General features: G+C 43.1%; 8 protein-coding genes. All 8 read left to right on the top strand.

Annotated features, from left to right (window positions below; translation table 11 throughout):
* Nucleotides 1-596 precede the first annotated feature (596 nt).
* The 8 genes from PRUB_RS22060 (at nt 597) to PRUB_RS22095 (ending at nt 12,369) form a co-directional block, all read left to right on the top strand.
* Nucleotides 597-1,862 (top strand): NAD(P)/FAD-dependent oxidoreductase, encoded by a 1,266-nt coding sequence (locus tag PRUB_RS22060; protein WP_010384329.1) that lies wholly within the window; start codon nt 597-599, stop codon nt 1,860-1,862.
* 441 nt (nt 1,863-2,303) lie between these two features.
* Nucleotides 2,304-3,383 (top strand): acyl-CoA dehydrogenase family protein, encoded by a 1,080-nt coding sequence (locus PRUB_RS22065; protein WP_010384328.1) that lies wholly within the window; start codon nt 2,304-2,306, stop codon nt 3,381-3,383.
* Between the two features lie 14 nt (nt 3,384-3,397).
* The gene (locus PRUB_RS22070; protein ID WP_010384326.1) at nt 3,398-5,989 is read left to right on the top strand and encodes an aminotransferase class III-fold pyridoxal phosphate-dependent enzyme; all 2,592 of its coding nucleotides are present in this window, start codon (nt 3,398-3,400) and stop codon (nt 5,987-5,989) included.
* A gap of 52 nt (nt 5,990-6,041) precedes the next feature.
* On the top strand, nt 6,042-7,493 hold the full coding sequence (locus PRUB_RS22075) for a bifunctional lysylphosphatidylglycerol flippase/synthetase MprF (RefSeq protein WP_010384324.1): 1,452 nt from the start codon (nt 6,042-6,044) through the stop codon (nt 7,491-7,493).
* Complete coding sequence (locus PRUB_RS22080; RefSeq protein ID WP_010384323.1) at nt 7,483-8,817, top strand: NAD(P)/FAD-dependent oxidoreductase; 1,335 nt, start codon at nt 7,483-7,485, stop codon at nt 8,815-8,817. Before PRUB_RS22075 ends, PRUB_RS22080 begins: the two co-directional genes overlap by 11 nt.
* 32 nt (nt 8,818-8,849) lie before the next feature.
* Nucleotides 8,850-10,529 (top strand): choline/carnitine O-acyltransferase, encoded by a 1,680-nt coding sequence (locus tag PRUB_RS22085; protein WP_010384322.1) that lies wholly within the window; start codon nt 8,850-8,852, stop codon nt 10,527-10,529.
* The gene (locus PRUB_RS22090; RefSeq protein WP_010384321.1) at nt 10,529-11,317 is read left to right on the top strand and encodes an SDR family NAD(P)-dependent oxidoreductase; all 789 of its coding nucleotides are present in this window, start codon (nt 10,529-10,531) and stop codon (nt 11,315-11,317) included. Before PRUB_RS22085 ends, PRUB_RS22090 begins: the two co-directional genes overlap by 1 nt.
* Before the next feature lie 20 nt (nt 11,318-11,337).
* Nucleotides 11,338-12,369, top strand: a complete 1,032-nt coding sequence (locus PRUB_RS22095; protein WP_010384320.1) for a 2Fe-2S iron-sulfur cluster-binding protein — start codon at nt 11,338-11,340, stop codon at nt 12,367-12,369.

Below are 12,369 nucleotides of genomic sequence, written 5' to 3' on the forward strand. Positions count from 1 at the left end.
GATACGCATGGAGCATGTGTTTATTTGGAGAATCAGTACGGCACGTCACCTGTTAGATATATGTAGACATTTTTTATACACACGATTTTGTTTTTTGCGTACAGTTTTTCGACACTTTTACCTGGTTGCTGATTGTAGCCGGGTTCCTCTCTTCGGTAACAAATTAATGGGTTGTGTATCTGTCCATTTTTACAGGTGATGACCTGAGTCTGATTAATCGTGTCACGAACTTTGCCTCAGCGGTTAAATTCCCGTCACAGGTGACGATGCGGGTTTCTCACATTAAGTTAGGAACGATGATTTCTGTATATAATCAGCGTCAATTTGAACCGCTCTATTAATAATTTAATAATTCATCTAAATGTATATGCAAATTCTCATAATTACGGTCATTTGAGAGTTAATTTATTCCTGTAAAAGCATAGGTTCATCATAAATATTCCCAATGTTTTGTTAATTTAATGTTTCATTTTAAGTGTTTGTTTTATTATTTCTTTCATTTTTTTAGACATTTATTCCCCAATTGCTTGTCTTTTGTACCCGTATGTATTATAAATTTTAACCCAATGTATGTTGTATGTTCGGTGAAGCTCGAAATGAAACATAAATGTAAAAATAAGTATGATGTAATAATTGTCGGATCTGGGCCTGTTGGCAGTGCTGCGGCAATTTTATATGCAGAACAAGGGTTGTCGGTTGGTCTGATTGAAAAGTCAAAAGACATCAATAGCTATAAACCTGTTTGTACTCACTTTTTACAAGGAGTAGCCACTCCTATATTGAAAAAGTTAAAGGTTGTTGATGAGATTGAAAAATCTGGGGCAATTAAAAACTTTATACAGTTGTGGACTAAGTGGGGTTGGATAAAACCAGACCCAGCTGTAAGTGCTGAGCATCATGGATACAATGTTCGTCGTAAAACGTTAGATCCCATTTTAAGAAAAAGGGCTGCGGCGCATGAAAATGTAACTTTACTACAAGGTTACAAAATGACAACGCTTATATTTTCGGGCCCTAAAAAAGTTATCGGTGTAGAAGCTGCTGATTTAGACGGAGGCGAAAAGCACAAACTTTTCGCAAATCTTATCGTTGGAGCGGACGGGCGTAATTCGGTTGTCGCTAAAAAGATTAACGCATCTTACGAAAAAAGAAAAAATAACCGAACATTTTATGTGTCTTATTATAAAGACCTGAAACTTACATCAGGCCTTATCTCACAACTGTGGTTTTGGGGAAAACATGTTGCGTACGCATTCCCCTGTGATGGTGATCTCACCTTATTATGTATTGGATTACATGATGAGCAATTAGCAGAATTCAAAAAAGACTACAAATCTAATTTTCATAATTTTTTCAAGGAGTTACCAGATGGCCCTGATATGGATAGCGCAGAACGTGTGGCTAATATCACGGTTGGACCTAATATGGATACTCAAAGGGCCGTGCATCAAGTTGAAGGTGTTGCGCTGATCGGAGACGCCATGTTGTCAATCGATCCCTATGCTGGAACTGGCGTTGCATTTGGCCTGTTAAGCGCTGATTGGCTGGTAGAGAAAACGTGCCGTAGCCTGTTAGAAAATGACCCGATAGCGTTACTTAATAGTGTAAGAGATTATGAAATTATACATAAAAAGAAATTAAAAGAACATGAATTTATTATTTCAAGTTACTCATCTGGTAGAGAGTTCAACTACATATTTCCACCTGAAAGAGCGGTGCTTTCCTCAGCGGTGTATGACCAGAAAGTTGCAAATAAACTTGATCTGTTTTTGAATCGTGAAGTCAATTTAAGTGACCTTATTACATTTTCGTTTCTTGCCAGATTGGTAAGGGCTCAGTTTTTAAGAGCGTTTAAAGCGTAAAGCTTTTACTTGGTTTTCTTTTAATTAATTGTTGTTTTTGGTTATTTTTTATGTAATTAAAATGATTTTTTATTTTCACATTGAGCCTTTATTTTCTTAAAAGGCTACTGAACTAAACTCTGTGTTTTTTGGTGGGTGTGGTTGTATACAACAACCGCATAGGGGCTAGCTGCGTGTTTTTTAAAGTAGGGTGGTTGCATAATAAATTACATTGATAATGAGTCACTTTTTAAAGGTGTCTGACATTCTTTATTAAGCTATTAAGCAAAAATTAAAGCTTATTCTTTGAGGTTTGCTTTGTGTTTATTGGAGACAGATAACCAGTACATAACTCGAAATTAAAATGCTTTACCAACTCAACTGTGACTGAGGAAAAAGCGAATTTCGGGTTTATATGTGAAGGCATTTACACTAAAAATTTTTATAAAGGATTGTTCTATCATGAATTCATTTAACCATTCTTCTTTGCCTGTTTTGGCTCCGTTGGAGCAGTTTTATGCCCTGACGCGAGAGTATGAATTGTCTGAGCTGGAATCTATGACCCCAGCGCAAATTAAAGCACTGATTTCAAGCACTCAGTTGCCCTCTATGATCGTGCCAAAAGAGTTTGGCGGGCTGGAAATGCCAATGAAAGATGCATTGGAAGTGGTGTACTCCGTCGCCATGGTTTGCCCTTCAGCTGCATTGATGTTGTGCATGCATTTTCACGTTGTTTCTACCATTTCCATGTATCCGAATTCCTTTCAGTTTGCTGGGCCATTGCTCAAAGACATATCTGAAAACAATGCCTTAGTCGCTTCTGCCTTTGCAGAAAGCTCAGGGAACCAAGATATATTTCATACCAGTGTAGCCGCGACCAGCACCGAGGAAGATTACATCATCATATCCGGTAGCAAAAAGCCTTGTACGATGAGCCATGTAGCTGACTATTTTGCTGTTTCTATCATTACAGCAGAAGGCATACCTGGGGTGGCCATTGTTTCTAATGGCTCTGAAGGGTTGGAACGAAAGCCTTTTTGGCCGGGAGACATCCTCAAAAGTACTGACAGTCATGAAGTGATCTTTAATAACGTCATTGTGCCTAATGAATGGTCTGTGCTTGCGCAAGACGATTCATTTGAAATGTATCTGAGTACAGGCCTGGTGAACTTCAATTTATTTATTGGTGCTGCGTATACAGGCGTGTGTAAATCGTTAGTCGGGCGTCTTAACCCTGCTGCGCTTCAGGCGCCTTCTATTTTCATTCCCGTTACAGGAACGCTGGCACAGTGCCGTTACAGTGTATGCGGGTTGTCACACAAAGTTGCGCCAGAGAACCTGGAGTGGTTGGTGCCGGAAGTGTTGTCTTTACGATATCAAATACAGAAGTCGCTTAAAGATGTGAGGAATATCGTTTTTGAAAGTATTGGTGCACATAAGTACCTTTCTGATGATACCGCTCATTACTTATCCAGAACAATCGATTTACTGGCTTTTCACCCGGTAACTCAATTCGGTTTTGAACAACAACTAAAGAACTAAAAGGTTTTAGCGTCGTGAAGTGTCAACCTTATCGCCAGTCGATTTTAGAACAGTTTAAGTTAGATTTGAGCATTGTTCGTAGTAAGGGATCTTATCACTATGACAATGAGGGTCGGAAAATACTTGATGGTGTTTCTCAATATGGGGCATTACCGTTAGGTCATAACTCCAGTGAACTAACTCAAATAGTAACTGAGTATCTAGCAACGGAACAACCTAATTTTATTCAGCCATTTTTGCCTAAAAGTACGCAAGAGCTCGCAGCGCGTTTGGTTGCACTGGCAGGCGATAAATATGAATACGTAACGTTTAGTAACTCAGGAACTGAAACGGTGGAAGCGGCCTTTAAACTGGCCCGCCTGAAAACACAAAGAAGTCATATTCTCTCGGTCAATAACTCATTTCATGGGAAAACGTTTGCTGCTTTGTCGGCAACAGGCAGTGACCGCCACAGTGATCCAGTTATCGTTGATAAAAATCAATATGACCGAGTGGAGTTGAATGACCTGTTTGAACTAGAGCAGGCCCTCAAAACCCGGAAATATGCTGCGTTCATCATTGAACCTGTTCAGGGGGAAGGTGGCATGCTCCCGGCAGACAGAGAGTATCTTCTGCATGCGGCTAAGTTGTGCAAGACGTATGGCACTTTGTTCATACTCGATGAAATCCAAACTGGCATGGGTCGGAGCGGTGAGATATTAGCGGCGCACCGATTTAATATCGAGCCAGATCTGCTGCTGTTGTCTAAGGCCCTGGGTGGAGGACTTATTCCCATTGGTGCCATGATCATGAAACGGGGCACATATGAGCAAGAGTTTGACTCCAAACACAGCTCTACATTCGCTAATGGTGGCTTAGCGTGTGCCGTTGGCCTGGGAGTACTGGATGCTTTGGAGGCACAGGATCGCTTAGTTCTGAATAATGTGAAAGAGCTTGAACTGGTTATCGTTGAGCGTTTAACGCGATTACAGGAACGCTACCCACAGCACTTTTCGTTTAACGGCCTGGGTTTGATGTATGCCTTAAACTTCAAGGATCTCGAGACTAAAGGCAATTACATTGTCAGCTACGCACACAGAAGCGACCTGCTGCCTTTGCTAATTTGCGGCTATTTAGTCCATGTTAAAGGCATCTTTTGCATGCCCATGCTTAACAGAACAGAGCTTGGTGGAGCCATTCGTTTTCAGCCAGCATTGAATGTGAGCAGGAGTGAAGTTAGCCGGTTTTTAGGCGCGTTTGAAGAAGTCTGTGAGCTGCTCAGTGAGAAGCGCTATGACCAGCTCATGGGATTCCTGGTTGGCTATAAACCGGTTGTTGAAATAGAAAAAACCAAAAAGCAGCAAAAGAAAAAACCTAAACCAATTCAATTACTCCCTGCACCAACTGAGGGTAAAGAATACCGCCTTGCCTTTTTGTTCCATTCAACCAGTGCGGAAGATATCCGTCGGGGGTTGCCGCAAAAAGTCAAAGAAAACTTCTCTGAACAACAGCAGATGGAATTGTCACAGTGGCTGTTTGCACTGGGAGATATCGAAAACGAACCACAAGCTGTGTTTGAGTTCTCAATGACCGGCGGTCAGGGAGACGTCGTCAATGCGGCGATGATTTATAGTCCTATAAGCCCAACGGGTATGTTAAAGCTGAGCCGAGCCAACAAGGCAAAACTCATGAAAAAGTACCTGCAAAAGGCATCACACTTTGACGCGAATCTAATAGGACTTGGCGCGTATACCTCGGTGATCACTCGCGGTGGACTGGATATCGCCTCAGACGACTTTCATTTGACGACCGGTAATTGCTGGACAGCGATATCAACGTGTAACGCCATCAGAGAAATGTTTGCTGATGATATTGAGCACAGGCATCTGATGGTCATTGGTGCACGAGGTTCTGTGGGCCGGATTGCACTCATGGATCTGTCTCATCGTTTTGGCGTCGTGGATGTGGTTGGCAGTCAACATACGCCACTGGATGAGCAATACGTCAACCTCAGAAATGCACTGGTTGAGGTATTAAATGAAATTCCGGAAATTAGCCCAGGTTCCGCAGCGGGTAAATTCTGGCGATATGCAGATGTTCTGAATGTTAAACAACAGCTTATTCAGAGTGAGCCGCCCGAAGTCCCAGACATGATGCGTAAGGTGATTGAGCACGGGCATGCTCAGGGAGAGTCAACCTTTAACCTGTTTGTTGGTCTTGACACAGAAAACGTCAGCGAAAACCTCGACTGTGTTCTGTCAGCGACCAGTGAAGGGAAAGCGTTCATCTCTGCCGAAATCTTCCCTAAAAACTGCAAAATATTTGATGTGGCCCGGCCATTTGATGTGTTGGATGAGCATAAAGACAGAGAAGTCCATGAAGGCGGCCTCGTCTACTTACCTGACCGCCGGGCTATGCTAAGTGATTGTAATATCATAGGTTGCCGTCCAGGCGTGAATTTGGCGTGCCTGTCTGAGACCATTTTACTCGGTATGGATGGTGTTGAGCAAAATTACAGTCTGGGTAAAGAAATCTCATATAAGCAGGCAATCGATGTCAGCAAAATCGCTGAAAAACATGGTTTTCGCCACTTCATCAATCGAGACAAATCCATTACGAATGTCTGAAGTTAAGGTGCTTATCGATGAAACATTCAACGTGTGATTTTGGAGTGGTGATATGGATACTGTAAATAATTTTGAAACCAAAAATACCCGATTATTGGGAAGACTGGAGTACGGCTTTTTACTGTTGATCAGTGTTGCTGTGACACTTTACCACTGGCAGGAAGTACGGATCATCCCGTTTATTCTCCTGTTTGCTTACATTGACTTAATAGGTTACCTGCCTGGTGCCATCGCCTATCGCAAATATAAGGGGAAAGTGCCCGAAATCTATTACGTCTTGTATAACTTTGCGCACAACTTCTTCACGGCAGGTCTGGTTGCCTTAGCCTGGTGCTACTTTGTTAAACCAGAGTGGGCATTAATGGGTATTCTGATACATCTGTTTGGCGATCGCAGTCTGTTTGGTAATGGACTTAAATCCCGAATGCTGTCTTTTGAACCGGTGAAACATCCTATTTATAAAGAGTTCGAGCAACAGATTACAGACGCGAGAAAATTACCATCTCAGCCTATTGACCCAGTCAGACAGTTCATGATCACTGAAAAGTACGGTGATCATCCGTCATTGTTCCTGGCTTTAAACAAGAACATATCAACCTTTTGCATAGATGGCGTTGTTGGCTATATCCCCTATGAGGACGACGGCAGCTGCTTGTTTATTTTAGCTGGCATTGTTGCTGACAATGAAGATCAAGCGGCTTTACTGGACGGCTTCATTGATTTCGCGAAGACGCACAAACGGGAAGTTGCGGGGGCTCAAATTCGTCAGGAACAGGCCGCATTATTTGAGCAAAAAGGGTTTCAGGTTAACCAGATGGGTTGCTCCTACACGCTGGGCCTTGAGTCGTTTACTTTGGCTGGTAAGCACTTTATGAGCCTGAGAAATAAAATTAAAAGAGCGGCGAAAGCTGGCGTGACGGTCCACGAACTGGGCGCTGATATCTTTAAAGGCGAAAAGCAAAAAGAGATGTTGAGTGAGATTACTCGTTCATGGCTTCAGGAAAAAGGTAACAAAAAGCTGCTGTCATTTATGGTCGGCGATCTGGAAGCCAATGACCTGGACAAAGAACGTATTTTTGTCGCAGTTAAAGATGACAAGATCATCGGCTATATCAGTTATGTGCCTAGTTTTGGCCAGTATCAGGGGTGGATGCATGATTTGACTCGTCGCCTTAATGATGCGCCTCCGGGAACGATGGAGCTTATTAACGCTGAAGCGATTAATCGGTTTAAGTCTGAGGGCGAACGTTATCTTAATTTTGGCTTTACGCCATTCTTCGGTGTGAACGATGCACAAGATACCTTCCCTTCCAGAAGCCCGCTTCTGAAGCGCATTATTGGCTTTTTAGAGCGCCATGGACAGAAAATTTATCCGGCATTGGATCAGGTGAATTATAAGAACAAGTGGAAGCCCATCGAACAAACGCCTGAGTATTTTGTGGTACACGGGAAGTTTCGATTCAAGCATTTGATTCGACTGATGAGGTTGACCAATGCCTTATAAAACAAATCAAGATATCCGCAGCACTGGTAATCCTTGGGTCCCCTCTATTGATGCCTTTAAGGGCGGAAGTTTAAGTGGAGACATCCAATGTGACTATTTGATCATTGGCGCGGGCTTTACGGGTCTGTCCATAGCGTACAACCTGCTTAAGCAGTTTGGACAAGAGAAAAAGGTCGTGCTGATAGACTCCCATACGCTTGGTTCGGGCGCCAGTGGACGTAATTCGGGCATGCTTGGTCCTGGCATTGGTGCGCCTTTTCACCGATTAGAAAAAAAGTTTGGCCCAGAGAAAGCGCGCACCATGTTCCAGCATACGCTAGATGCTGTTGATAGCAGTATCGCTTTGATAAAAAGGGAAGCTTTTGACTGCGACCTGACCGTTGGCAGCCAGTTTAAAGTATCGACAAACTCATCGAATGATCAGCAGTTGAGGCTTGAATCCGATGCCTTGCATCGAAATGGGTTTGAGTTAAATACCTATGATGAACATTCGGTACAGGCGATCGTCAATGGGCCGCGCTACCGATATGCCCTTGAATACAGCAATACTGCGACGATCAATCCGGTGAAGTTGTTACGCGCTATGGCCGATAAAATTACCGCCCTGGGCGGTGAAATTATCCTTAATTCAGCTTGCACGGAGCTGGAAGAAGGGCATGCGTGGGTTGGTAAAAAGCGTATAAATTTCGAGCGCGCCGTTATATCAACGAACGGATTTTCTCATTCTCTGGGTATTCAAAAAGGGCGTGTGATCCCTGTTTCTACTTCATTGATGATGTCGTCGCCTTTGTCTGAACAACAACGCCAGCAACTAGCACTTAAAACTGAAAATGCGGTAATTGATAACAGGAAGATATTCAATTACTTCAGGCTGACAGCGGACAATCGGTTAATTTTTGGTGGTGGAGCACCGTTTTATTCCACCTCCGGCATTATCGCCGAACAACGCCGTGGAAGTGATGGGCCAGGCTCTGTCTATCAAGAACTGTCTGCCGGAGTAAATAAGTACTTACCAGGTCTGACTGGGCTCCATATTGAAAAAGTATGGACAGGTACGATTGGTGTCACGCTGGATAACTTCCCGGTGATCAGCTCATATCGCAAGAGTATCGACAGTGTGATTGGCTGGTGTGGCCATGGCCTGGCACTGTCACTCGCTTATGGTGCTGCATACGCACAGCAACAAAAAGAATCGTCATCTCAGGCTGGCCTTTATTGGCACAGAAAAAAAGCACCTTATTTGTCACCTATCCCATTATTACCAATTGCCAGTAATTCGTACATTCGTTACCTGAATATCATGGATAACCTGCGTGGTGGGTAAGTCATGGGCAATAAAAAATAGTAGGTAGCAAAATGAATAGCACAAGACAAAAAGTAAGCTTTATCCGATTTTATCGGCAGATCTGTGAGCACGTTAAACTGGTTAACGGAAGCAATGTTTTCTCCAGTCATTTAAACTCAATAGTGTTTGTGTTGAGCATTTCATTTTTTTATTTTGTCGATATGCTGCGTACTCCTGGCCGCTTGCATCATCGAAAAAGTGTGGCTCAGCTGTATTTGTCCTGCAGAGAAAGCCTCCCATTTTACAATAACTTTCCTTTGCTGGTGACCCAGTCACCAGAAAGTAAAAAGTTTACCCAAGAAGTATCAGAACTAATCAACAAGCTATTCCTGGCTATTGAGGAAGATACGGAGATCTCAGAAGAGTTCAGAAGGTGTAGGATCCCCGGTCGAATATGTGATCGGCTATATGTACCTAAAGAAAACGACTATTTTGCTCTGCTATACCAAGGCTCTGTTTTCCAGGTGCCATTAGCTTACGCTGAGGACCCAGGTCGTTTAGCAAAAACGCTTAATGATCTGCTCGCTGAAGGCAATGTCACGAAGAAAGAAGGAGTCGCTATCACACTATCTGAGTGTGCTTCTTACAAGCGGCGGGATTGGGCTATGTGGTCGAACAATATGGACAAGCACCCATCCTTAAAATGTACTTTAGACATGTTGAGAGATAGTCGTTTTGTCGTGTGCTTAGATAATACACCTGACAGAGAGATTGACTACCCAAGCAGATTTGACCATTTAGACAATCGGTTTTGTGATAAGTCTATTCAGCTGTGCGTTAACTTTTATCACCAAAGTATTATGCTTTTGTGTGAGCATGCCAGCGTAGATGGAATGAAAGCAAACCAGCTGTTTGAGAGAGTTTCTCAGTATTCCACAAATGAATTATCGGATGGCATGGATAAAAGGCTACCGGAACCCGTTCGTTACGATAATGATGCCAGTGACTTATTTCTTGGAAAAAAATCAGCCAATAAAATAAAGCACTATTTGACAGCGCTTATATCTACGACACAAAACGCGTCAGTATATATTAAAGATACTGATTTTAGCTGTGCTCATGATAATGGCATATCACCAGATATGCTGATACAGCTTTGTGTATATGAAACATTCAGAGAAAGTGCCGGGCACCCACCTACAGTCTTTGAACCGATCTCTTTGTCGCATATGACAAGTCGTAATTTAGATTTTATAAATCCTGTGTCTGGCGCATTTAGGCATTATAGCTCCGCTTCTTCCGAAGATAAAAAATTCGCATTACTTCAGCGGGGATCAGAAATGCATAGAGCGAATATAAAGCGAAGTAAGCAAGGGTTGGGGTTAATAGGTCATCTTTTAGGTATGACTTACTATTCTACGTTTGGAAACAACTTTAATACCCACTTAAAAGAATTTTTAAGAAAAATCGTTTTTACTTTCTTGCCAGCAATGAAGTTTATATATCACCGGGACATGATGGTTTCAAATGGTACAGCTAAATCGCCTGTAAAGGGGTTTGGTACCATTTGTCATCTGCCAAATATGATAGGGGTTGGGTATCGAGTCGAACACGACGGAATTTACTTAGAAGTACTCTATTGTCAGCAAAAGTTACTGCCTATTTCAGCCACCCAATTTATTCAAATCACAGAAGAGCAGATCCGAGAGATCTTAAAATTAATTCGTACGAAAGGAAGTGATTCAAAGTGATGAAGAAAAACAATAAATATGCCGTTATTACTGGTGCATCTTCTGGGATTGGCTATGCCTTAAGCTGTCAGGTTGCGATGCGTGGATATAACGTGATCTTGGTAGCGCGAGACACTGACAGGCTTGAAACAGTCAGTAATGAGCTGGTCGCCAACTATGGCGTAGGCGTTATTACACTGGCATATGATTTGACGTGCCAATCCTCAATTGAGCAGCTTATGCAAGCTTTGGAGCCTTACATCGACCAGGTGGAAGTGTTTATCAACAATGCTGGAGTCGGGTTGAGTGGGGAGTTTGTGGGCAATTCCTTGTCAGAGCAACACAGGCTACTGGATATTAATATCAAGGCCACAGTCACACTCAGCCATTTTATCGCGAAACATTTTATTGCTAAAAAACGTGGCTACATCATGAATGTAGCATCGCTGGCTGCTTTTCAACCTGGGCCCTACTACAGCAGTTATTACGCAACAAAGTCCTACATATTGCATTTTACCGAAGGTTTAGCCGTTGAGCTTAAAAAGCACAATGTTATTTGCAGTGCCTTGTGTCCAGGAACCACGGACACACCGTTTCATCATCGTGCTGGCTCGACTGATACAGGGTTAGCTAAAGGGTTATTTGGCATCGTGATGAGTGCCAATGAGGTTGCTGCTGCTGGTGTAAAAGGGCTCTTTAAAAAACGCGTTGTCGTGGTTCCCGGGATGGTTAACAAGATAGCCATGTTCTCGATTCGCCTGGCACCTAGGTGGTTAGCTCGTCAAATAACCGCACAGATTAATCAGTAATTTTACGCAGGGAAAGTACCATGTTTTCGCTTTTTAAAAAGAAACCACCTATATACGGCGAAGTAAAAGGTCAGTCGTTTAAGCTGCACAGAAAACGTACCATTTTGGACAGTATTATTGATGAAGGCATTGAAGTCCCATACTCATGTCAGGTCGGATCTTGTCAAAAGTGCCTGGCCAAAGTCACGGACGGCAAGTGTAGCTCGTTGGTAGACCTGGAGGCTTATCTCTCTCCAGAATTGCAAAGCAAAGGCTACATTCTTTCTTGCCAGGCGGTTCCTGAAAGTGACCTTAAATTGAGTTTTGTGAATGAAGTGGACCAGGATGTGTTACTTGAATCCGCTTTGATTGAGACGGTTGAAACGCTGAGTGACAACGTTTCTCGGATCACATTGAAGACAGCATTAGAAGCGCAAGTCGGGCAGAGCCTGGAGGTAAATATACCCGCGCTTGGGCAAGGTCGTTACTATTCTGTGGCAGGCGTAGATGAAGGCCGGATTAGCATTGATGTTGCCGTTAAAGAGCAAGGTATTTGCTCCCCTTGGCTGACGGATGCAAGCAATGTAAACCAAACCGTCGAGCTGGGGCAGCCTGAAGGCAAGTTTGGCCATGCGTTTCCCGATACTAATCGTTGTGTCGCTATTGCCGGAGGATCGGCTTTAGGGGTGGTGTTAGGTATCGCGGAAAAATGGATGAAATCTGGAAAGGTTTCTAATGTTCATCTCATTCATGCGGTGCGCTATAAAGCCCACTCCTACGACCTTAGCCGTTTAAACCACCTTAAAGACACTTACCCTGGATTTGATTTTCAGATTGCTTTGTCGCGTGAAAATTATGAACAGGGCGGGTTTGTACCAGTCCGAGCACCAGAACTTTTGCAGAACATGTTTAGCTTAGAAGCGGCAGAAAAGCTGACTGGTACTGAGCACTTTCTAATGTGCGGCTCTGAGCCACTCATAAACTCATGTGTTGAGCTACTCAAAGGATATTTAGTCCGAGCCTCAAGCATAGAAGCTGAATCGTTTGGAAATAACACAATTGATATTAGGTAA

The organism is Pseudoalteromonas rubra, from assembly GCF_000238295.3.
Lineage (GTDB): Bacteria > Pseudomonadota > Gammaproteobacteria > Enterobacterales > Alteromonadaceae > Pseudoalteromonas > Pseudoalteromonas rubra.

Coding starts and splice junctions, on each gene's coding strand:
- PRUB_RS22095 (WP_010384320.1), top strand. CDS start 11,338: ATGTTTTCGCTTTTTAAAAAGAAACCACCTATATACGGCGAAGTAAAA.
- PRUB_RS22090 (WP_010384321.1), top strand. CDS start 10,529: ATGAAGAAAAACAATAAATATGCCGTTATTACTGGTGCATCTTCTGGG.
- PRUB_RS22075 (WP_010384324.1), top strand. CDS start 6,042: ATGGATACTGTAAATAATTTTGAAACCAAAAATACCCGATTATTGGGA.
- PRUB_RS22085 (WP_010384322.1), top strand. CDS start 8,850: ATGAATAGCACAAGACAAAAAGTAAGCTTTATCCGATTTTATCGGCAG.
- PRUB_RS22065 (WP_010384328.1), top strand. CDS start 2,304: ATGAATTCATTTAACCATTCTTCTTTGCCTGTTTTGGCTCCGTTGGAG.
- PRUB_RS22060 (WP_010384329.1), top strand. CDS start 597: ATGAAACATAAATGTAAAAATAAGTATGATGTAATAATTGTCGGATCT.
- PRUB_RS22080 (WP_010384323.1), top strand. CDS start 7,483: ATGCCTTATAAAACAAATCAAGATATCCGCAGCACTGGTAATCCTTGG.